The sequence below is a fragment of the Pseudonocardia sp. EV170527-09 genome, from assembly GCF_008369905.1.
GTDB lineage: Bacteria > Actinomycetota > Actinomycetes > Mycobacteriales > Pseudonocardiaceae > Pseudonocardia.
In genome coordinates, this window is sequence record NZ_VRMC01000019.1 from 35,690 (window position 1) to 55,727 (window position 20,038).

At 73.5% G+C, this 20,038-nt stretch carries 23 protein-coding genes; 19 read left to right on the forward strand and 4 right to left on the reverse strand.

Features of this window, described 5'->3' with window-relative positions; translation table 11 throughout:
• The first annotated feature begins 19 nt into the window (after nt 1-19).
• The 8 genes from FVA95_RS08160 to FVA95_RS08195 are packed head-to-tail and all read left to right on the forward strand — an operon-like array spanning nt 20 to nt 7,251.
• A complete protein-coding gene (locus FVA95_RS08160) occupies nt 20-997 on the forward strand; it encodes an ABC transporter permease (RefSeq protein ID WP_149663654.1) in 978 nt (325 codons plus the stop codon).
• Nucleotides 990-1,913, forward strand: coding sequence for an ABC transporter permease (locus FVA95_RS08165; protein WP_149663655.1), 924 nt, complete (start codon nt 990-992; stop codon nt 1,911-1,913). Before FVA95_RS08160 ends, FVA95_RS08165 begins: the two co-directional genes overlap by 8 nt.
• Nucleotides 1,910-2,998 carry an ABC transporter ATP-binding protein gene (locus FVA95_RS08170; protein ID WP_149663656.1) on the forward strand — a complete coding sequence of 363 codons (1,089 nt, stop codon included), beginning with the start codon at nt 1,910-1,912 and terminating at the stop codon, nt 2,996-2,998. The genes FVA95_RS08165 and FVA95_RS08170 overlap by 4 nt, the downstream gene beginning before the upstream one ends.
• Nucleotides 2,995-4,023 (forward strand): ABC transporter ATP-binding protein, encoded by a 1,029-nt coding sequence (locus FVA95_RS08175; protein WP_149663657.1) that lies wholly within the window; start codon nt 2,995-2,997, stop codon nt 4,021-4,023. The genes FVA95_RS08170 and FVA95_RS08175 overlap by 4 nt, the downstream gene beginning before the upstream one ends.
• Nucleotides 4,024-4,073: 50 nt before the next feature.
• Nucleotides 4,074-5,189 carry a tRNA (adenosine(37)-N6)-threonylcarbamoyltransferase complex transferase subunit TsaD gene (gene tsaD / locus FVA95_RS08180; RefSeq protein WP_149663658.1) on the forward strand — a complete coding sequence of 372 codons (1,116 nt, stop codon included), beginning with the start codon at nt 4,074-4,076 and terminating at the stop codon, nt 5,187-5,189.
• A 9-nt stretch (nt 5,190-5,198) separates the two neighbouring features.
• Nucleotides 5,199-6,086 (forward strand): N-acetyl-1-D-myo-inositol-2-amino-2-deoxy-alpha-D-glucopyranoside deacetylase, encoded by an 888-nt coding sequence (mshB, locus tag FVA95_RS08185; RefSeq protein WP_149663659.1) that lies wholly within the window; start codon nt 5,199-5,201, stop codon nt 6,084-6,086.
• Complete coding sequence (locus tag FVA95_RS08190; RefSeq protein WP_149663660.1) at nt 6,083-6,469, forward strand: hypothetical protein; 387 nt, start codon at nt 6,083-6,085, stop codon at nt 6,467-6,469. Before mshB ends, FVA95_RS08190 begins: the two co-directional genes overlap by 4 nt.
• Entirely contained in the window at nt 6,469-7,251 is a 783-nt protein-coding gene (locus FVA95_RS08195; protein WP_164514842.1) for a hypothetical protein, read from the forward strand. Before FVA95_RS08190 ends, FVA95_RS08195 begins: the two co-directional genes overlap by 1 nt.
• Before the next feature lie 16 nt (nt 7,252-7,267).
• Here FVA95_RS08195 and FVA95_RS33665 read toward each other — a convergent pair whose 3' ends face one another.
• Complete coding sequence (locus tag FVA95_RS33665) at nt 7,268-8,278, reverse strand: N-acetyltransferase (RefSeq protein ID WP_149663662.1); 1,011 nt, start codon at nt 8,276-8,278, stop codon at nt 7,268-7,270.
• Between the two features lie 116 nt (nt 8,279-8,394).
• Between FVA95_RS33665 and fdxA the strand changes: the two genes are divergently transcribed.
• The 3 genes from fdxA (at nt 8,395) to FVA95_RS08215 (ending at nt 11,193) form a co-directional block, all read left to right on the forward strand.
• The gene (gene fdxA / locus FVA95_RS08205) at nt 8,395-8,721 is read left to right on the forward strand and encodes a ferredoxin (RefSeq protein WP_020626080.1); all 327 of its coding nucleotides are present in this window, start codon (nt 8,395-8,397) and stop codon (nt 8,719-8,721) included.
• The gene (dapC, locus tag FVA95_RS08210) at nt 8,718-9,821 is read left to right on the forward strand and encodes a succinyldiaminopimelate transaminase (protein ID WP_149663663.1); all 1,104 of its coding nucleotides are present in this window, start codon (nt 8,718-8,720) and stop codon (nt 9,819-9,821) included. The genes fdxA and dapC overlap by 4 nt, the downstream gene beginning before the upstream one ends.
• Nucleotides 9,822-9,924: 103 nt before the next feature.
• A complete protein-coding gene (locus FVA95_RS08215) occupies nt 9,925-11,193 on the forward strand; it encodes a CynX/NimT family MFS transporter (RefSeq protein ID WP_149663664.1) in 1,269 nt (422 codons plus the stop codon).
• Between the two features lie 9 nt (nt 11,194-11,202).
• Here FVA95_RS08215 and FVA95_RS08220 read toward each other — a convergent pair whose 3' ends face one another.
• From FVA95_RS08220 to FVA95_RS08230, 3 genes are read right to left on the reverse strand one after another with little or no spacing between them, the layout of a single operon-like run.
• A complete protein-coding gene (locus FVA95_RS08220) occupies nt 11,203-12,183 on the reverse strand; it encodes a CHAD domain-containing protein (RefSeq protein WP_149663665.1) in 981 nt (326 codons plus the stop codon).
• Nucleotides 12,184-12,236: 53 nt separating this feature from the next.
• Complete coding sequence (gene dapD / locus FVA95_RS08225) at nt 12,237-13,172, reverse strand: 2,3,4,5-tetrahydropyridine-2,6-dicarboxylate N-succinyltransferase (protein ID WP_149663666.1); 936 nt, start codon at nt 13,170-13,172, stop codon at nt 12,237-12,239.
• 11 nt (nt 13,173-13,183) lie between these two features.
• Nucleotides 13,184-13,888 (reverse strand): helix-turn-helix transcriptional regulator, encoded by a 705-nt coding sequence (locus tag FVA95_RS08230; RefSeq protein WP_193564323.1) that lies wholly within the window; start codon nt 13,886-13,888, stop codon nt 13,184-13,186.
• A gap of 480 nt (nt 13,889-14,368) precedes the next feature.
• Here FVA95_RS08230 and dapE point away from each other — a divergent pair, with 480 nt between their 5' ends.
• From dapE to FVA95_RS08270, 8 genes are all read left to right on the forward strand, one after another.
• Nucleotides 14,369-15,442 (forward strand): succinyl-diaminopimelate desuccinylase, encoded by a 1,074-nt coding sequence (gene dapE, locus FVA95_RS08235; RefSeq protein WP_240051347.1) that lies wholly within the window; start codon nt 14,369-14,371, stop codon nt 15,440-15,442.
• Nucleotides 15,443-15,688: 246 nt separating this feature from the next.
• Entirely contained in the window at nt 15,689-16,471 is a 783-nt protein-coding gene (locus FVA95_RS08240; RefSeq protein ID WP_149663668.1) for a TIGR00730 family Rossman fold protein, read from the forward strand.
• Complete coding sequence (locus FVA95_RS08245) at nt 16,471-17,067, forward strand: TIGR00730 family Rossman fold protein (RefSeq protein WP_149663669.1); 597 nt, start codon at nt 16,471-16,473, stop codon at nt 17,065-17,067. The genes FVA95_RS08240 and FVA95_RS08245 overlap by 1 nt, the downstream gene beginning before the upstream one ends.
• 4 nt (nt 17,068-17,071) lie before the next feature.
• Nucleotides 17,072-18,091, forward strand: coding sequence for a glucosyl-3-phosphoglycerate synthase (locus FVA95_RS08250; RefSeq protein ID WP_149663670.1), 1,020 nt, complete (start codon nt 17,072-17,074; stop codon nt 18,089-18,091).
• A 35-nt stretch (nt 18,092-18,126) separates the two neighbouring features.
• Nucleotides 18,127-18,489: a DivIVA domain-containing protein gene (locus tag FVA95_RS08255; RefSeq protein ID WP_149663671.1), complete on the forward strand. Its 363-nt coding sequence runs from the start codon at nt 18,127-18,129 to the stop codon at nt 18,487-18,489.
• Nucleotides 18,464-19,042, forward strand: coding sequence for an SRPBCC family protein (locus tag FVA95_RS08260; RefSeq protein WP_368667308.1), 579 nt, complete (start codon nt 18,464-18,466; stop codon nt 19,040-19,042). The genes FVA95_RS08255 and FVA95_RS08260 overlap by 26 nt, the downstream gene beginning before the upstream one ends.
• Before the next feature lie 4 nt (nt 19,043-19,046).
• Nucleotides 19,047-19,661 (forward strand): DNA-3-methyladenine glycosylase I, encoded by a 615-nt coding sequence (locus FVA95_RS08265; protein ID WP_149663672.1) that lies wholly within the window; start codon nt 19,047-19,049, stop codon nt 19,659-19,661.
• A 174-nt stretch (nt 19,662-19,835) separates the two neighbouring features.
• Nucleotides 19,836-20,003 (forward strand): DUF3117 domain-containing protein, encoded by a 168-nt coding sequence (locus FVA95_RS08270; protein WP_010241564.1) that lies wholly within the window; start codon nt 19,836-19,838, stop codon nt 20,001-20,003.
• Nucleotides 20,004-20,038: the final 35 nt, after the last annotated feature.

The following is a 20,038-nucleotide window of genomic DNA, read 5'->3' on the forward strand; positions in this document are numbered from 1 at the left end:
CATGTCGGAAAGACCCCACATGCTTCTGTACGCAGTGCGCAGGGTCGTGGTCTCGATCCCGATCCTCCTCGTCTCGTCGTTCATCGTGTTCTGGCTCGGAACATTGTCCGGGGACCCGCTCACACCGCTCCGGCTACGCAACCCGCCCCCACCGCAGAGCGTCCTCGACGCCGAGGCAGCACGACTGCATCTCGACCAGCCGCTCCTTGCCCGCTACTTCTCCTGGCTCGGCGGGGTGGTCCAGGGGGACTTCGGGCCATCCGTCGTCTCGACCCAGGTGATCGGCAACGAACTCGGAGCCAGGTTCTGGGTCACGATGCGTCTGATCCTCGTGGCGATGGCCGTCGCACTCGTCCTGGCCGTTCTCGTGGGCGTCTGGACCGCGGTCAGGCAGTACTCGAAGTCCGACTACGCCGCGACGTTCGTCGGCTTCCTGTTCCTCGCCATGCCGTCGTTCTGGCTGGCCATCCTGCTCAAGCAGGCGGGCATCGACTTCAACACGATCGTCGGGGCCCAGGTCATCTCGACCATCGGGGCGGAGTCGATCCCCTCCAAACACGGGCTGGAACGGGTTCTCGACATCGCAGGCCACCTCGTCCTCCCGACCATCGCCCTCGCGCTGGTCTCCTACGCCGCGTGGAGTCGCTTCACCCGTGCCTCGATGCTCGAGACGCTCAACTCGGACTACGTGCGGCTCGCCCGGGCCAAAGGTCTGTCCCGGCGCACCGTGATGTTCAAGCACGCGCTGCGGACCGCGCTGATCCCGCTCACGACCGTGACCGCGCTGGACATGGCGACGATTCTCGGGGGAGCAGTGGTCACCGAGCGGGTGTTCCAGTGGCGCGGTCTGGGTGACTTCCTTCTCGTCTCGATCCAGCAGTTCGACACCTACGCGGTCGCGTCGTGGCTGCTCGTCTCGGCGACGATCGTCATCGCGTTCAACCTGATCGCCGACCTGCTCTACGGCGTTCTCGACCCCAGGATTCGCTATGCCTGACGCCGCCGACACCCGCCCGGCCGTGCCGTCGTCCGCCACCGTGCCGGACCGCGAGTTCACCGTTGCCGAGCGCACCCAGGGCCAGCTCGTCGTCCGGCGGTTCCTCCAGCACCGGGCCGCCATGGTCAGCCTGGTCGTCCTCGTGCTGCTGGTCCTGCTCGCCTACGTCGGCGGGGCACTGTGGACCTACAGCGTCGGGGAGATCACCGACGCGAACTCCGCGGCGCCGTCGCTGGCCCACCCGTTCGGTACCGATGCCGTCGGGAAGGACCAGCTCGCCCAGGTGCTCGGCGGAACCCGCACCTCGCTGCAGGTCTCGATCCTGGTCGCGTTGATGGCGACGGCCATCGGCACCGTCTGGGGCTCCGTGGCCGGCTACTTCGGGGGGTGGGTCGACACCCTCATGATGCGCATCGCGGATCTGGTCCTGACCCTGCCGTTGATCGCCGTTGCCGCCATGCTGGCGCACAACTTCGGCGGCACCTGGTATCTCATCGCCTTCGTGATCGCCGGGTTGTACTGGGCCTATGTGTCCCGGGTCGCTCGCGGGGTCGTCCTGTCACTGCGGGAGAAGGAGTTCGTCGAGGCAGCCAGGGCGCTGGGTGCTTCGGACGCCCGCATCATCTTCCGGCACCTGGTGCCCAACGCACTGGGCTCGATCTTCGTCAACCTGACCATCCTGGTGGCGATCGCGATCCTGATCGAGACGGCGCTGTCCTACCTCGGTTTCGGGGTGCTCCCGCCGGACACCTCGCTCGGGCTGCTGGTCTCGGAGGCTCAGACCGCATTGACGACCCGGCCCTGGTTGTTCTACTTCCCGGGCCTGTTCATCATCATCATCGCGCTCACGATCAACTTCATCGGCGACGGCCTGCGTGACGCGTTCGACCCGCAGCAGACGAAGGTGCGCCAGTGACAGCGACGACGAACGGGGCGGACGACACGGTCCTCGAAGTATCCGGTCTGACCGTCACCTTCCCCAGCGACGACGGTGCGGTCCGCGCGGTCCGCGGGGTGGACTACACGCTCCGCCGCGGTGAGGTGCTCGGCATCGTCGGGGAGTCGGGCTCGGGCAAGTCGGTCACCTCCCTGGCGGTGATGGGGCTCCTGCCGCGCACCGCGAAGGTCACCGGAGAGATCAGGTTCGACGGCCGGGACCTCCTGGAACTGTCGGAGAACCAGCTCAACTCGGTCCGTGGCGAGCGCATCGCGATGATCTTCCAGGATCCGATGACGTCGCTGAATCCCGTCTACTCGATCGGCTATCAGATCGCCGAGGCGGTGCTGGCCCACCGGGAAGTCTCGAAGGCCCAGGCCAAGGAGCGCGCGGTCGAGCTGCTGCGGACCGTGCGCATCCCGAATCCCGAGCAGCGGATCGACTCCTATCCGCACGAACTGTCCGGCGGGATGCGGCAGCGGGTGGTCATCGCGATCGCGATGGCGAACGACCCGGACGTCATCATCGCGGACGAGCCGACGACGGCACTGGACGTCACGGTCCAGGCCCAGGTCCTCGATGCGCTGAAGGTCGCGCAGCAGGCGACCGGCGCGGCGATGGTGCTGATCACGCACGACCTCGGGGTGATCGCCGGACACGCCGACCGGGTGCTCGTGATGTACGCCGGGAAGCCGGTGGAGATCGGGGATGTGGAGGACATCTTCTACCGCCCGCGGATGCCGTACTCCCTGGGTCTGCTGGGAAGCCTTCCCCGCCTGGACCAGCCGACCGACAGGCTGACCCCGATTCCCGGATCGCCGCCGTCGGTCGTCAACATGCCGTCGGGATGTCCCTTCTCCCCGCGTTGCCCCCTGGTGTCGTCGGTGTGCCACGACTCCGAACCGGAGCTGACGACCGTCCGACCCGGGCACCGGGCTGCGTGCCACCACTCCGACCGGATGGTGGACACCGCTGCGGACGAGCTGTTCGAGGCCGGCTCGGTCGCGGATCCGGATCCGGTCGGCGACGCGCAGGGCGCAGTCACGACGGAGGTCGACCGATGAGCACCACCACGTCCACGCCGACCCTGCTGTCGGTCCGCGACCTCGTGAAGAACTTCCCGATCCGTTCGGGGGGACTTCTGCGCAAGCAGGTGGGAGCGGTGCAGGCCGTGTCCGGCGTGTCCTTCGACATCGCCGAAGGGGAGACCCTCGGGCTGGTCGGCGAGTCCGGCTGCGGGAAGTCGACGCTCGCCCGCGTGGCGCTGAACCTCCTTCCGGCGACGTCGGGCGAGGTCCGTTTCGACGGCCACGAGATCACCGGGTTGTCCGGGTCCCGGATGAGGGCCCTGCGCCGGGAGATGCAGCTCGTCTTCCAGGACCCGTACGCGTCGCTCAACCCGCGTATGCCGGTGAGTGAGCTGATCGCGGAGCCGCTCCGCATTCATGACCTGTACGGGGACGACGGGCGGCAGCAGGTCCGCGACCTCATGGCGACCGTGGGGCTCAAGCCCGAACACGGCAACCGCTATCCGCACGAGTTCTCGGGTGGGCAGCGGCAGCGGATCGGCATCGCGCGGGCGCTCGCGCTGAAGCCCAAGCTCATCGTGCTCGACGAGCCGGTCTCGGCCCTGGACGTCTCGATCCAGGCGGGGGTGCTCAACCTGCTGCAGGAGCTGCAGTCCGAGCGCGGGCTGTCCTACCTGTTCGTCTCCCACGACCTCTCCGTGGTCCGTCACATCGCGAACCGGATCGCTGTGATGTATCTCGGCAAGGTCGTCGAGACCGGCCCCGCGGCGGCACTGTTCGAGTCGCCCGGACACCCGTACACACATGCACTGATCTCGGCCATTCCGTTGCCGGACCCACGTCGGGAACGCGCCCGCGAGCGGATCACGGTCGTGGGTGACCTGCCGAGCCCGGCGAACCCCCCGTCCGGATGTCGGTTCCGGACACGCTGCCCGAAGTTCGCCCTGGAACTGTCGGAGTCGGAGCAGGCGCAGTGCACCGACGTCGAACCCGAGCTCGTCGACCGCGGGGCCGGACATCCCGTCGCGTGCCACTTCGCCGAGGTCCGCTCGCTGCTGTAGTCACAGGGCCCCACGGCCATGACACGCCACCCGGTGCGAAACTGGGTGGCGTGTCGCTGGTTCTGGGGATCGAGACGTCGTGCGACGAGACCGGTGCCGGTCTCGTCCGGGACGGGGTGCTGCTCGGCGAGGGGCTGGCGTCGTCGGCGGACGAGCACGCCCGCTTCGGCGGTGTCGTCCCGGAGGTCGCGGCCCGTGCCCACGTGAGCGCGGTGACCCCGATGGTGCGCGCGGCCGTCGAGGCGGCCGGGGTGTCGCTGTCCGACGTCGACGCCGTCGTCGTCACCGCGGGGCCGGGGTTGTCGCCGGCGCTGCACGTCGGTGTCGCGGCGGCGAAGGCGTACGCGGCGGCCCTGGACGTGCCGCTCTACGGGGTGCACCACCTCGCCGGGCACGCCGCCGTCGACGTCCTGGAGCACGGGCCGCTGCCCGACCGCTGCGTCTGCCTGATCGTCTCCGGCGGGCACACCTCGCTGCTGGCGCTGGGCGACCTGGCCCGCGATCCCGTCGAGCACCTCGGCGACACCGTCGACGACGCCGCGGGGGAGGCCTTCGACAAGGTCGCCCGGCTGCTCGGCCTGCCCTACCCGGGCGGTCCGTCGGTGTCGCGGGCCGCCCTCGACGGCGACCCGGCCGCGATCGCGTTCCCGCGTCCGATGACCGGCCCGCGCGACGCCGCGTTCGGCTTCTCCTTCTCCGGGCTCAAGACCGCCGTGGCGCGGCACGTCGAGGCGGCCCAGGACGCGGGTCGCGCGGTCCCGGTGCCCGACGTCGCCGCGTCGTTCCAGATGGCCGTCGTGGACGTCCTGGTCCGCAAGGCGCTGCGGGCGTGTGCCGAACGTGGCGCGGACACCTTGCTCATGGTCGGCGGGGTCGCGGCGAACCGGGTGCTGCGCACCGAGATGGAGCGCGCCTGCGCCGCCGCCGGGATCACCCTGCGGGTACCCGCGCCACGGCTCTGCACCGACAACGGCGCGATGATCGCGGCCCTGGGCGATCTGCTGGTCCGCGACGGCGTCGCCCCCGCGGGGCTGGCCGGGACCGCCGTCCCGACCGTCCCGCTGACCGGCGCGACGATCACGTTCCCCCCGGCGACGGGGGAGGCGGCGGAGTACCCGCTGCCCGTCGTGCCCCACGCTGCGGCGGGGCCGATCATCGCCCCGTAGGCTCCCCGGGTGCCTGCTCGTCGCCTCCTGCTCGTCCACGCCCACCCGGACGACGAGACCCTGACCACCGGCGGGACCATCGCCCGCTACACCGCCGACCCCGACTGCGAGGTCACCGTGGTGACCTGCACCCTCGGTGAGGAGGGCGAGGTGATCGGACCGGAGCTGGCCGAGCTCGCCCCGGACCGCGGTGACCAGCTCGGCGGCTACCGCATCCGCGAGCTCGACGCGGCGCTGGCCGCCCTCGGCGGGCCCCGGCACCGCTGGCTCGGTGGCCCCGGGCGCTGGCGCGACTCCGGCATGGTCCTGGCCGGGCACGGGACCCGCGCGGCGCTGCCGCCGCAGCTGCACCCGCGGGCGTTCGCCGCCCCGGAGCCGTTCGGCACCCAGCTCGCGCAGCTGCTGGAGATCATCGACGAGGTCCGCCCGCAGGTGCTGGTCTCCTACGCCTCCGACGGCAGCTACGGCCACCCCGACCACGTCCGCGCGCACGAGCTGGCCGTCGCCGCCGCCGGAGCGCGCCCGGACGTCGTCGCCAAGCTGTACTTCGCGGTCCGGTCGAGCGCGCTGCTCGACGCCGGGCTCGCCGAGCTGCACTCCGCCCTCGGCGGGGACCCGGACCGCACCGGGCTGCGCTGGCCGGAGCCCGACGAGCACCCCGGCCACGACGTCGCGGCCGTCACGACCCGGGTCGACGTCGACGCCCACGACGACGCACGCGTCGCCGCGATGCGGGCACACGCCACCCAGATCGAGGTCCGCAGCGGCGACGGCTGGATCGCGTTCGCGATGAGCAACGGCATCGTCCAGCCGCTGCTGGGGGTCGAGGAGTACGTGCTCGCCGGTGCGCCGCCCGGCACGACGGAGTCGGACCTGTTCGAGGGGGTCGACGGATGAGCGACGTGACGAGGCTCCCGCTCGCGCTGGTGCTGCTGGTGATCTCGGTGCTGCTGGTGGCCTTCGAGCTGATGTCCCAGATGCTCTACATCGGGCCGGTCCCGGTGCCGTTGGGCACGGTGATCGTGGTCGTCTCGCTGCCGTGGCTGATCCACACCACGGCCACCGAGATCCTCCCGACCCCAGCGGGTGCCGCCGCCCCGCTGGTCGTGTGGTTCGCGGCGGTGCTCGTGCTCGGCTTCTTCGGACCGGGCGGGGACCTCCTGCTCCCGGTGAACTGGGAGTCGCTGCTGCTGCTCGTCGCCGGTGCCGTGACCGGTGTCGTGTCGTTCCGCAGGGCGCTCGACCGGCTGGCGGACGGCCGCGACCGTAGGGTCAGCTGATGACGATCTCCGACGACGACCTGGTGCGGGTCCTGCGTCCGTTCGTGCGGGCGACCCGGCCGGTGCTCGACGGGCTGCGTGAGTCCGACCCGTTCGGCCTGCGCGCCCGGGTGACACCCGGCTCGGACCGTGCGGCGGACACGAGCGACGAGGAACGCTCGTTGGCCGACAAGATCCTCGACGCGCTGGCGTCGGTGAAGGTCCCCGGCACCTCGGCCTGGGCGGCGATGGACGTCCCCGCCCGCAGCGACTGGTGGGTCTACCGGGTCGGCCGGTTCACGACGCTGATCGCCGCGATCCCGGGCCTGGGCGGGGCGCTGGCGCGCACCCTGCCGGTGTCCGACGCCGTCGGCGCGGCGGGGGAGGGGCTGTTGCTCGTCGCGATCGCGGGCGAGCACGGCGTGCGCTCGGAGGACCGGCTCGTCGAGCTGCTGGCGTCGGTGCTGTTCCAGCGTGAGCTCGACCTCGCAGCCCAGGAGCTCACCGCGGCCGAGGACGCCGCGGCCGACGCCCGCGCCGAGGAGCTCACCGGTGACCTCGCCGGTGACGGCGGCAAGCGGGCCACGCTCAAGCGCGTGGGCAGCGCCGTCTGGCGCCTGGGGCGGGCCCTGTGGGGCGTCGAGGACGAGCTCGACAAGCGTCCGCACGGCCGCTTCTACCACCAGTGGCTTGGGCTGCTGCCGGTCGTCGGCGTCGTCGGGAAGTACCTGGGGGAGTGGTCGGGGCTCAAGCGTGCCGCCAAGCAGGCCCGCGCCTGGCTGCTCGACCGCGGGTTCGCCTGAAGCTCCTGATCCTCGGTCAGGCAGGCTCCGGGGGGATCAGGTAGTGGTAGCGGTGGTGGTCGGTCCAGCCGGTGCCGCGGTAGAGGGCGAGCACCGCGCTGTTGTCGTCGGCGACGTCGAGCATTCCGTGCCGTGCACCGTGCGCCGCGCCCCAGGCCAGCGCCTGTCCGGTGAGCCGGGACGCGAGCCCGCCCCGCCGCGCGGCCGGGACGACCCACAGGCGTGACACGTAGACGTGGTCGTCGACGACGGCAGCGCGCACCGACGCGACCGGCGTCCCGTCGGCGTCGGCGAGCGTGCCGAACCCGACCTCGACGGGGTCGGTGCTCGTCGCCCTGCTCTGCTCACCGGGACGCAGCATCCCGGCAGACGCCCTGGTCAGCACCGCCCACGCGGGCGCGCCGGGCGCGGGTTCCGGCTCGCCCTGCGCGGCCCACCAGTCGGGTCCGGGCGTCGCGGGCCATCGCGGTGCCGGGGCGTCGGGCGCGGCGCGGGTGACGAGCACGCTGCAGGTCCCGGGGCACTCGTCCCGTGTCCAGCCCGCCTCGATCACCCGGTTCGACCAGGGCGCGTCCACCGGTGCCTGCACCACCGGGACGATGCCGTGCCGCCCGGCGAACTCCCGCACCCGTTCCAGGGCGCGTTCCACCGGCATCCCCGGGTCCCCGAGCGCGAGCGCGGAGTTCGCCCGCCGGGTCCAGCCGCCCGCCGCGCGCAGCAGCCAGCCGCCCAGCTCCTCGACGACCGGTGCCGGCCAGGCCGCCGCCCGCACGCGTTCCAGCCGGTCCACCGCCGCCCGCGACGCCCGCCGGGCCGGGGCCGGCGGCACCTCCCGGACGGCGACGACGGCGTCGCGCCGCACCCGGACCGGCCCCGACCGGGTGTGGACGACGACGGCGTCGGGCCCGTCGGGTTCCAGTTCACCGACCGCGTCGGTCAGTCCGGGACCCGGCGCGTCCTCCGGCGCGATGCGGTGGCGCAGGGCCACTCGCCGTCCTGCCAGCTCGTCGAGCATGAAGCCGACCACCTCACTCCTGCCCCGCCGGGGGCCGCGGGTTAACCTGCGAGCGTCCCAGTTTGACCGGGCACCCCACCACCACATGATCGCCGGGTGCCCGCTGCTCCGAGTGGAGGACCACCGAAGTGACCTACGTGATCGCCGAACCCTGCGTCGACCTGCTCGACAAGGCGTGTATCGAGGAATGCCCGGTGGACTGCATCTACGAGGGTGGACGGATGCTCTACATCCACCCCGACGAGTGCGTCGACTGCGGTGCGTGCGAGCCGGTCTGTCCGGTCGAGGCCATCTACTACGAGGACGACGTCCCCGACCAGTGGGCCGCCTACACCAAGGCCAATGTGGACTTCTTCGACGAGCTGGGCTCGCCCGGCGGCGCGTCGAAGCTCGGCAAGGTCGACCGTGACGTGGAGCCTGCCAAGAGCCTGCCCCCGCAGGAACACGACGAGTGAGCAGGCTCGACCTCCCCGACTTCCCGTGGGACTCGCTGACCGGCGCGCGCGAGCGCGCGGCGGCGCACCCCGACGGCATCGTCGACCTGTCGGTCGGCACCCCGGTGGACCCGGTCCCCGGGGTGCTGCGGGAGGCGTTGGCCGGACCGGCCGCCGCCGAGCCCGGCTACCCGACGACGCACGGCCCGGCGTCGCTGCGTGAGGCGGTCGTCGCCTCGTTGCAGCGGCGCTTCGGCGTGAGCGGGGTCGACCCGGCCGCGGTGGTGCCCACGATCGGCTCGAAGGAGCTGGTCGCCTGGTTGCCGACGCTGCTGGGACTCGGCGCGGGCGACACCGTCGTCATCCCGGAGCTCGCGTACCCGACCTACGAGGTCGGGGCCCGGTTGGCGGGGGCCGAGCACGTCCGTTCCGACGGCCTCACCGCCGCCGGTCCGGCACGGGTCCGGCTCGTCTGGCTGAACTCGCCGTCGAACCCGACCGGCCGGATCCTGCCGGTCGAGCACCTGCGCAAGGTCGTGACCTGGGCCCGGGAGCGGGGCGCGGTCGTGGCCTCCGACGAGTGCTATCTCGGTCTGCCCGGCGATGCCGAGCCGGCGCCGCACTCAGTGCTGCACCCCGACGTCTGCGACGGCGACACCACCGGTCTGCTGGCGGTCCACTCGCTGTCGAAGGTGTCGAACCTGGCCGGGTACCGCGCCGGGTTCGTCGCCGGGGACCCGGCGCTGGTGGCGGGGCTGCTGGAGGTCCGCAAGCACGCGGGCATGATCGTGCCGCGTCCGGTGCAGGCCGCGCTGGAGGCGGCCGTCTCCGACGACGCGCACGTCGCGGAGCAGGCCGCCCGCTACGACGCCCGTCGCACCCGTCTGCGTGCCGGGCTGGAGAAGGCCGGGCTCACGATCGAGCACTCGCAGGCCGGGCTCTACCTGTGGGCGAGCGCGGACGAGCCGTGCCGCGACACCGTGGACCGGCTGGCCGGTCTGGGGATCCTCGTCGCTCCCGGCGAGTTCTACGGGCCCGCGGGCGCCCGGCACGTCCGGGTGGGGCTGACCGCGCCGGACGACCGCATCGATGCCGCCGTCGAGCGGCTCGGCGCGGCCTGACCCCTGTCGTTGCGATGAGCAAGGACCTCGGGAGAGGATCGGCCCGGTAGCGACGACGCCGGTGGACCGATCCGGTGACCCCGGCAGGCGAAGGAGCCGTCGAATGCAGGCACCGCGTCCCGGCGGTCCGGGTACTCCCGGTGGCGCCGGGCCGGAGGCGCCCGCGGCCCGGTCGCGACCGGTCGTCCGGCCCGCGCTGGTCCTGCTCGGGGTGCTCGCGCTCGCGGTCAACCTGCGGGCCGGGCTCGCCGGGTATCCGCCGCTGCTGGAGACCGCGCGCGCCGACCTCGGGATCGGGGCGGGCGCGGCGGGTCTGGTCCAGGCCGGTGCGGTGCTGATGATGTCGGCGGGCTCGTTCGGCGCGGCCGCCGTCGCCACCCGGGTCGGCCGTGAACGGCTGCTCGGGGTCGCCGTGGCGACGATCGGGGTGGGCAGCCTGCTGCGGTCGGTGGCGGCGTTGCCGGCCCTGGTCGGCGGCTCGGTGCTGGTCGGGCTCGGCATCGGGGTGTCCGGGGTGCTGCTCACCGGGGTCGTGAAGGAGCACCTGGCCGAGCGGGCCGGCGCGGTGACCGGCGCCTACGTCGTCTCGATGATGATCGGCGCGACGGTCGCCTCCGCCGTCGCGGTTCCACTGGCCGTCGCGCTGGGCGGATGGTCCTTCTCGCTCGCGGTGTGGGCGGTGCCCGCGGTGCTCGCCGTCGCGGTGTGGGCACCGGTCGCGAGCCGGATCGGTCGCGCCCGTCCGGACACTTCGGAGGCGGGGGGAACGACCGACTACGGCCCGTCGGTCGTCGAGGAGGTCCGGGTCCGCCACGACCCGTTCGCCCGGCGCATCGCCTGCTACCTGGCGGGCTCCTCGACGATCTTCTACGGCTGGCTGACCTGGCTGTCCCCGTTCTACGAGTCCCAGGGCTGGTCACCGCAGGCGGCAGGGCTCCTCCTCGCGGTGTGGAGCATCGCGCAGATCCCGGCGGCACTGCTGTTCCCGGCCGCGGCCGAGCGACGGCGCCGGTGGCGGTTCTGGGCGGCCCTGACCGTGCTCAGCTCCGCCGCAGGGACGCTCGGGGTGCTGCTCGCCCCCGCGCCGGGTTCACCGCTGCCGTGGCTGTGGGCGGTCCTGATCGGCATCGGGGTCGGCGCGGGGTTCCCACTGGGGCTGACGGTGATCGCCTGGCGGACGCCGACCCCGGCCCGCAGCGCCGCCGTCAGCGGGTTCGGTCTCGGGATCGGCTACTTCTGCGCCGGGATCGGGCCGCTGGTGATGGGGGTGGTCATCGACGCCGCCGGGTTCCCGCCCGCGATCGGGCTGCTCCTGATCGGTGCCGTGCTGCAGGGCGTCGCGGTGGTCCGGATCGGGGATCGCCCGCGCTGAGCGGCTGGCTCAGAGGACCTCGGCCTGCTCGGCCAGGTGCTCCCACGCGGCCCACCACTGCTCGCGCAGCGCCTCGGCGCGGGCCCGTTCGCGCTCGACCAGCCGGCCGCCGACGAAGACCTCGTGGGCGTCGGGTCCGGGGCCCAGCTCGTCGAGCAGGGCGCGGATGCGGTGCTCGGCGACGCAGGCGTCCTGGTGGTCGCCCAGCACCTCCTGCAGCCCAGCGGCGGCCTTGAGCATCCGCCGGACCTGGCGGGCGTCCTCGGTGCGGGACCCGTCCTCGTCGCGCATCGCCGGCTCGACGAGCTCACCGGTGTAGCGCAACCGCTTGGTGCGGATCCGCAGGTCGTGCAAGGTCATGTCCGGCGGGTTCGGCCCGGCGCGACGCACCGCCTTCACGAGCTTGCGGGTCTCGGCCCGGACCAGCTCGATCAGCTCGGGGCGGGCGACCTCCGCCGGCGGCTCCGGCAGCGGCGCCGAGACGGCCTCGACCAGCGAACGACGCAGTGCGGCGTACCGGTCGGAGTCGAGCTCGTCCAGCATCTCGGCGCGGGCGCCGACCCGCTCGGCCTCCAGCACCGCGACCAGCCGCTCACCGGCGGCCAGCTCGGCCGAGGGCAGCGTGGACACCTCGCCGCGCAGGCGGTCGATCATCACGTCGAGGTCGCGCACCGGGCCGAGCGCTCGGCCGAGCCGGCCGAGCTCGGCCCGCAGCAGGTCCGCCCAGGTGTGGTCGAGCAGGGGGCGGGCGGCCTTGAGCGCCGCCCGCATCCGCCGCACCGAGACCCGCATCTGGTGGAGGTCCTCGATGTCGGATCCGTCGCGCACACCGGGCTCGTGCCGCAGCATCGCGCGCAGCCGCTTGTCCAGCAGCGCACGGACGTGCGCCACCGCCGGGTCCTGCGGGCCCGCGGTCAGCGGTTCACCGAGGTCCGCGGCGCCGTAGAGGTCGTTCCCCGGAGGCTGCGCAGCCCCGTCCGTACCCACCATGTGCCTGCCGTCCTGCTCCTGTGGGTGTTCCGCCGTGAACCGCTGCCGGGCCGTCAGTTGGCGTGCAGCGCGGCGTTGAGGGCGATGCCGTCGCCGGTGCGGGCCAGCACCTCGACCGCGCCGGACACCGAGTTGCGGCGCAGCAGCAGCCCGTTGCGGCCGGACAGCTCGCGTGCCGCGGTGGTGCTGCCGTCGGGCAGCGTGACCTTGGTGCCCGCGGTGAGGTAGAGGCCGGCCTCGACCACGCAGTCGTCGCCGAGGGAGATGCCCAGGCCGGCATTCGCGCCGAGCAGGCAGCGGCGGCCGATCGAGATGACCTCCTTGCCACCGCCGGACAGCGTCCCCATGATCGAGGCACCGCCGCCGACGTCCGAGCCGTCGCCGACGACGACACCGGCCGAGATCCGGCCCTCGACCATCGACGCGCCGAGGGTGCCGGCGTTGAAGTTGACGAAGCCCTCGTGCATGACGGTCGTGCCCTCGGCCAGGTGCGCGCCGAGCCGGACGCGGTCGGCGTCACCGATCCGCACGCCGGCGGGGATCACGTAGTCGACCATCCGCGGGAACTTGTCGACGTGGGTGACGGTCACCGGTCCGCGCCCGCGCAGCTTCGCCCGGGTGAGCTCGAACCCGGGGACCGGGCACGGGCCGTGGTTGGTCCAGACGACGTTGGCGAGCAGCCCGAACTGGCCTTCGAGGTTCACCTGGTGGGGCTGGACGAGGCGGTGGCTGAGCAGGTGCAGCCGCAGGTAGACGTCGGCGGCATCGGCCGGTGCGTCGGCGAGCGAGCCGATCTCGGTGCGCACGACCTCGGTGCGGACCCCACGCAGCTCGTCGGTCCCGACGAGGGGCTGCAGCTCGGCACCGTCGTCGGACGCGTCCCCGCCCAGCACCGGAGCCGGGTACCAGACGTCGAGGACGGTGCCGTCGGTCGTGACCGTGGCCAGGCCGGTTCCGGAAGCGCCTTCGCGGCGGTACTCGGTGCTCACGGGCCCCGAACCTACCGTCCCGCCGTCGCCCACGGCACGCCGCGGTGGGTGCGCCGGGACACGTCGGCATGATCGGCCGCCCGCACCGCGAGCAGCACCGCGGCGGCCTGCAGGTAGCGGAGCACCGCTGCCGGCGCGAACGGCGGCGGTGGTGGGTCCGGGAGTCGCCCGCACGCCCGGCACCGGGCCTGCAGCACCATCCAGTGCTCGACCGTCGGCGGTGGCGGCGCGGTGCGGAACTGCGCGACCCGCACCTCCCAGACGCTGCGCCGCCGCATCGCGTCGCGCAGCGACCGATCCCGGTGAAACGTCTCCGGCGGGCGCGCGCAGCCGTACCGGTCGCCCCACCACTCACCGGGCAGCGGATCGAGGATCACGTCCAGATGTGACGGGAACCGGCGGCCCGCCCCGTCACGCAGGTCACCCGGCGGGTCCTCCATCGGCGGTACCCGCCGGTTCTCCGCGTCCACGACGATCATCCGCAGCCCCGCGACGGCCAGGATCGCCGCCAGTGTCTCCAGCGCCGGCGCGAGCGACCGGCTCTCGATCCGCGCGATGGTCGACGGCGCCAGCCCCGTGCGCTCCGCGAGCTCCCGCTGTGACAGGTCCGCGCTGCGCCGCACCCGCCGGACGAGCCCGGACAGATCCGGGACGACGACGTCGACCGGCGCCGGCGGCGGCTCCTCGGGCAACCGGTCGCCCTCGATGATGTCCATGCACCGACCCTGCGCCCACGAGCCCGGGATGCACCGGTGACCTGCGAACCTGTGGACAACTCGCCCGCTTGTGGACAACCGCCCGTCAGCGTTTCCGGCAACGGGCGACGCAGCGCCCGCGGGCCCGGGCGGCCGTCCTGGCAGTGGTCGTCCGCACGTCGCTTTGCTCTGCTCACCGATACGCAGCGGGCGCCACCGGGGACGGGCCCTGGAGGCGGCCGGAGACCGTTCGCACCCCGGTCGTGCCCGGCGATGGCAGGGGCGTGCGAGGCGCTCGTGGGCCCGTGCTGCGTATCGGTGAGCAGAGCAAAGCGACGGCCGAGGAGCCCTCCCCGGTGGCGCAGCGGCGGGCCGGGGCACCGACCCGGGGACGCACGGGACCGGTCCGAGGCTCCCGGGTGCGGGCGGGTCGTGAGTGAGGGCTGTCCTGGTGGAGGGCCGTCCTGGTGGGTCGGTAGCGTCGGGCCGGTGACGACGACGCTGCCCGCGCTGGACCTCACGTCCGACCCGGTGACCCTGACCGCTGCGATGGTCGACATCGCCAGTGTGTCCGGGGACGAGCGGCGGCTCGCCGACGCGCTCGAGGCCGCGCTGCGGTCCCAGGCGCCGCACCTGGAGGTGCTGCGCTCCGGTGACGCGGTGGTCGCGCGCACGAACCTGGGGCGTCCGCACCGCGTGCTGCTGGCCGGGCACATCGACACGGTGCCGATCGCGGACAACGTGCCGTCGCGCCGTGCCGACGGGATCGTGCACGGCTGCGGCACCTCGGACATGAAGTCCGGCGACGCGGTGTTCGCGCACCTCGCGGCCACGCTGGCCGCGCCGCGGCACGACCTCACCCTGATCTTCTACGACTGCGAGGAGATCGAGGCGGAGCGCAACGGGCTCGGCCGCATCGAGCGCGAGCACCGGGACTGGCTCGACGCCGACCTCGCGATCCTCGGCGAGCCCACCGACGGCGCGCTCGAGGCCGGCTGCCAGGGCACCCTGCGCGTCGAGCTGCGGACCGCGGGGCGGCGCTCGCACTCGGCGCGCTCGTGGCTGGGGGACAACGCGATCCACCGGGCCGCGGAGATCCTGTCGCGGCTGGCGGCCTACCGGCCGCGGTGGGTGGACATCGACGGCTGCGAGTACCGCGAGGGGCTGCAGGCGGTGCGGATCGGCGGCGGGGTCGCGGGCAATGTCGTCCCCGACGAGTGCGTCGTCACGGTGAACTTCCGGTTCGCCCCGGACCGGTCGGCCGAGCAGGCCGTCGCGCACGTCCGGGAGGTGTTCGACGGGTTCCCGCTCGTGGTGACCGACCTCTCGCCGGGTGCGCTGCCGGGTCTGTCCTCACCGGCGGCCGCGGAGTTCGTCGCCGCGACCGGGGCGGTGCCGCGGGCGAAGTACGGCTGGACCGACGTCTCGCGCTTCGCCGCGCTGGGCATCCCGGCGGTCAACTACGGGCCCGGCGACCCGAACCTCGCCCACACCCGCGAGGAGCACGTCGCCGAGGACGCGATCACCGCCTGCACCGCGGTGCTGCGCCGCTATCTCGCGGGCGACTCCGCCTGATCGGAGCCTGCCTGATCGGAGCTCGTCTGATCGCAGCTCGTCTGGCCGGAGCCCCTCTGGCCGGAGACTGTCTGACCGAAGCCCGCCGGACGGCCTGCACCGGACGGGCTCGCACCGGGTGACACCGCGCCGAGGCTGTGCTGATACCGCTGCCGGCACTGCTGCGGACACCTCGTCGGGCGGCCGACGCCGCCCACGACCCCACCGGCGCGGCCCGGTCGTCGCGGCCCGAATACCGTGATCACCATGGCCGACGAGAACGCCGATCCCCGGACGCTGCACGAGAAGCAGCCCGAGAAGCAGCGAGGCCCGGTGGTGCTGCGCGGCGAACGCAGCATCGAGCCGACCACCACCGACCAGCGGCTGCTCGACTCGCGCGGCCCGGCGGACTGGGTGCACACCGACCCGTGGCGGGTGCTGCGGATCCAGGCCGAGTTCGTCGAGGGGTTCGGGATGCTCGCCGAGCTCCCGCGCGCGGCGACCGTGTTCGGCTCGGCCCGCACACGGGTCGACTCACCGGAGTACGAGCTGGGTCGCGAGCTCGGGGCGCGGCTCGCCGGAGCCGGGTTCGCCGTGATCACCGGCGGCGGTCCGGGCGCGATGGAGGCCGCGAACCGCGGCGCCTCCGAGGCGGGCGGGCTCTCGGTCGGGCTCGGCATCGAGCTGCCGTTCGAGCAGGGCCTGAACCCGTGGGTCGACCTCGGGATCAACTTCCGCTACTTCTTCGCCCGCAAGACGATGTTCGTCAAGTACTCGCAGGCGTTCGTCTGTCTGCCCGGCGGGTTCGGCACGCTCGACGAGCTGTTCGAGGCGCTCGTCCTCGTCCAGACCAAGAAGGTCACCAAGTTCCCGGTCGTCCTGCTCGGCAGCGACTACTGGGGCGGGCTCTACGACTGGATCGCCCGGACCGTCCTCGTGGACGGCAAGATCAGCGAGAAGGACCTGGACCTGCTGCACGTCACCGACGACATCGACGACGCCGTCGACGTGGTCAACGAGGCCTACCACGCCTGGGAGGAGACGCACTGATGGCCGGTCCGGAGCCCGGGTTCGCCGTCTGCGTCTACTGCGCCAGCTCCGACGGCGTCGCCCCGCACTACCTCGACCTCGCCCGCGAGGTCGGCCGCGCCGTCGCCGCCCGCGGCTGGACGCTCGTCTCCGGTGGGGGCCGCAAGTCGATGATGGGGGCGGTCGCGGCCGGCGCCCGGGACGCGGGCGGTCGCACCGTCGGGGTCATCCCGCGGTCCATGGTCGAGCGGGAGTGGGCCGACCACGACAGCGACGAGCTGCTCGTCGTCGAGAGCATGCGCGAACGCAAGCAGCAGATGGAGGACCGCGCCGACGCGTTCCTCGCACTCCCCGGCGGCATCGGGACCTGCGAGGAGCTGTTCGAGGTCTGGACGGCCGGGACGCTCGGCCTGCACGGCAAACCGGTCGTGCTGCTCGACCCCGACGGCCACTGGGACGGCCTCGTCGAGTGGGTCGCCGGGCTCGTCGACCGCGGGTTCGCCTCGCGGGCCCCGATCGAGCGGCTGCGGCAGGTCCGCGGTGACGACGCCGCCCCGGCCGACCCCGCGGGGCTGGCCGGCGTGGCGCTCGACGAGTGCGCCCGTCCGCTCGTCTGAGCCCGTGACCCTCGCCGCCCGGCTCGCCGCCCGCAAGGACGGCCGTCGCGTCGCCGTCGTCCTGCCCGCCCTGGACGAGGAGGCGACGGTCGGTCCGCTCGTCGCGGGGCTGACCCGGCTGTGCGAGGGCGACCTCCCGCTGGTCGACGACCTCGTCGTCCTCGACTCCGGCAGCACCGACCGCACCGCGGAGCGCGCCGCCGCGGCCGGGGCGCGGGTGCTCGGCCGGGAACGGGCGGTGCCCGGTGTCCCGGTGCTGCCGGGCAAGGGCGAGGCGATGTGGCGCGCCGTGGTCGCGCTGGGGAACGGGCCACGCCCCGCCGACATGGTCTGTTTCGTCGACGCCGACCTCGTCGACCCGCACCCCGAGCTCGTCGAACGGCTCCTCGCCCCGCTGCTCACCCGGCCCGGGACAGCGTTGGTCAAGGGCTACCACCGGCGCCCGCTGACCGGCCCCGGCGGCTCCGTAGGCCCCGGCTGCTCGGGCGGCAGCGACGACGCGGGTGGGCACGAGGGCGGCCGCGTCACCGAGCTGCTCGCCCGCCCCCTGCTCGCCGCGCTCCGGCCCGGGCTGCGGCACGTCCGCCAGCCCATCGGCGGTGAGTACGCCGCGACCCGGGAGCTGCTCGACCGGCTCCCGTTCGCGACCGGCTACGGCGTCGACATCGGCCTGCTGCTCGACACCGACGCCGACACCGTCGTCGGCGGGACCGCGGCCATCGCACAGGCCGACCTGGGCGTGCGCCGGCACCGCAACCGCCCGCTGCACGAGCTCGGCCGCACCTCCCGGGAGGTCCTCGCCACGGCCCTGGCCCGGTGTGGGGTCGACGACTCCGGTGCCGGCCTGACCGCGTTCCTCCCCGACGACGTCTGCTCCGACGACGCCCGTCCCGGCCACGCCGTGGAGACGGGATGGCGCGCCGAGACCCGTCCGTTGCGTCAGGTGGACCGGCCCCCACCAGGGCGGGTGCGCGACGGAGGGTCCGCCGAGCCGGTGGTCGCGCCCGCCGCCCGCGTGGGGTGAGACCCGTCGTCGGACCGGCGTGATGTGATGGCGGCATGGGGACCGCCCTCGCGTACGTGATCGTCCTGGCCGGCGTCGCCGCGCTGGTCTTCGTGTTGGCGGCCGCGGTCTTCGGCCGTGGGGAGGAACTCGCCCCGTTCGCCCCGGACGCGACGCCCACCCGGCTGCCCGCCCGCGAGGTGTCCGGCGCCGACGTCCGTGACCTGCGTTTCCAGCAGGTGCTGCGCGGATATCGGATGGCCGAAGTGGACTGGGTGCTCGACCGGCTGGCCGGCGAGCTGGACCGGGTCCGGTCCGACCGGCACGAGCTCGCCGACCGGGTGGCCCGGTTGGAGGCGACGATCGCGCGGATGCGCGCCGAGGAGGACCCCGGTGACGGGCAACGACAGCAGTGGTGACCGCGGGACCGCAGGCGGGAGCGGCGACGGTGGGGTCGGCGACCGGACCCCGGGTGTGCGCCCGGCCGGCGGCGGCCGGGTGGAGCTGACCGTCCCGGTCGACGTCAACGTGCCCGCCGACGTCCTGTGGGAGGTCGTGTCCGACCTCGAGGGCCAGTCGGACTGGATGCTCGGCACCACCGTCGGGATCACCGCGGGCGACGGCCGCTCGGTCGGCACCGAGCTGCGCGCGGTCACCGGGGTCGGGCCGCTCGGCGTCGCCGACACGATGCGGGTCACCGAGTGGACCGAACCGCCTGCGGGGACGACGGGGGAGCGGCGGATCGTCGTGACCCACACCGGCACCGTGATCCGCGGCGACGGCGTGTTCGTCGTCGTCGAGCTCGGTCCGGCCCGGTCGCGGTTCCTGTGGACCGAGCTGCTCGACCTGCCGCTGGGAGCGCTCGGCCAGTTCGGCTGGCCGCTGGTGCGTCCCGCGTTCCGGGCTGGCGTCGCGCACTCGCTGCGACGGATGGCCGAGGCGACCGAGGACCGCTACCGGGCGGGCCGGTGACCCGATGACGACGCCGGCGATCACGCCCCCTGACGACCGCGGCCGCTGCGACTGGGCGCTCTCCGCTCCCGACTACGTCGCCTACCACGACGACGAGTGGGGCCGGCCCGTCCACGGCACCGCGGCGTGGTTCGAGCGCCTCACCCTGGAGGGCTTCCAGTCCGGCCTGTCCTGGATCGTCGTGCTGCGCAAGCGCCCCGCCTTCCGGGAGGTCTTCGCCGGCTTCGACCCGGAGACCGTCGCCCGCTTCGGCGACGACGACGTGGCCCGCCTGCTCGGCGACGCCCGGATCGTGCGCAACAGGCAGAAGATCGAGGCCACCGTGTCGAACGCACGCGCCGTGCTCGACCTGGCCGACCTCGGCGCGTTCCTCGCGTCCTACGCGCCGGACCCGGCCGCGCACCCGCGTCCGGCGACGCTGTCGGAGGTCCCCGGGTCCACCCGGGAGTCCACGGCGCTGTCGAAGGCACTGAAGAAGCGCGGCTTCCGGTTCGTCGGGCCCACCACCTGTTACGCACTCATGCAGGCGACCGGTCTGGTCGACGACCACGTCGCGTACTGCTGGCGGGCCGGGGCCGTCCCGGAGGGCCCGCGGGGTACCGGACCGGGGTCGTCGTAGGGTCGCCGGGCCGTTGCGCTGCGTGAACGCCGCGGGTATCGCTCCCGAGCCGTGATCGCCTCGGTTGCACCTCGACGCCGGTGATGAGGGACAATGTGGTCTCACGGGTCGGCGCGTGCCCCGAGCGCGCACCCGGGGAAACGACAGTTGTGGATGTTGACGGAGGACGGACGAATGGCCGCGATGAAGCCCCGCACCGGCGACGGGCCCATGGAAGTCACCAAGGAGGGCCGGGGCATCGTCATGCGCGTCCCGCTCGAGGGTGGCGGGCGTCTCGTCGTCGAGATGACCCCGGACGAGGCCACCGACCTCAGTGAGGCGCTGAAGTCGACCGTCGGCTGACGGTGGACGACACGGACACGACGCGGCGGGGCCGG

Bases quoted from the DNA above. Each gene is read 5' to 3' on its own strand.
- FVA95_RS08160 (WP_149663654.1), top strand. From the start codon at position 20: ATGCTTCTGTACGCAGTGCGCAGGGTCGTGGTCTCGATCCCGATCCTC.
- FVA95_RS08165 (WP_149663655.1), top strand. From the start codon at position 990: ATGCCTGACGCCGCCGACACCCGCCCGGCCGTGCCGTCGTCCGCCACC.
- FVA95_RS08175 (WP_149663657.1), top strand. From the start codon at position 2,995: ATGAGCACCACCACGTCCACGCCGACCCTGCTGTCGGTCCGCGACCTC.
- FVA95_RS08190 (WP_149663660.1), top strand. From the start codon at position 6,083: ATGAGCGACGTGACGAGGCTCCCGCTCGCGCTGGTGCTGCTGGTGATC.
- FVA95_RS08195 (WP_164514842.1), top strand. From the start codon at position 6,469: ATGACGATCTCCGACGACGACCTGGTGCGGGTCCTGCGTCCGTTCGTG.
- FVA95_RS08215 (WP_149663664.1), top strand. From the start codon at position 9,925: ATGCAGGCACCGCGTCCCGGCGGTCCGGGTACTCCCGGTGGCGCCGGG.
- FVA95_RS08220 (WP_149663665.1), bottom strand. From the start codon at position 12,183: ATGGTGGGTACGGACGGGGCTGCGCAGCCTCCGGGGAACGACCTCTAC.
- FVA95_RS08230 (WP_193564323.1), bottom strand. From the start codon at position 13,888: ATGGACATCATCGAGGGCGACCGGTTGCCCGAGGAGCCGCCGCCGGCG.
- FVA95_RS08240 (WP_149663668.1), top strand. From the start codon at position 15,689: ATGGCCGACGAGAACGCCGATCCCCGGACGCTGCACGAGAAGCAGCCC.
- FVA95_RS08245 (WP_149663669.1), top strand. From the start codon at position 16,471: ATGGCCGGTCCGGAGCCCGGGTTCGCCGTCTGCGTCTACTGCGCCAGC.
- FVA95_RS08255 (WP_149663671.1), top strand. From the start codon at position 18,127: ATGGGGACCGCCCTCGCGTACGTGATCGTCCTGGCCGGCGTCGCCGCG.
- FVA95_RS08265 (WP_149663672.1), top strand. From the start codon at position 19,047: ATGACGACGCCGGCGATCACGCCCCCTGACGACCGCGGCCGCTGCGAC.
- FVA95_RS08270 (WP_010241564.1), top strand. From the start codon at position 19,836: ATGGCCGCGATGAAGCCCCGCACCGGCGACGGGCCCATGGAAGTCACC.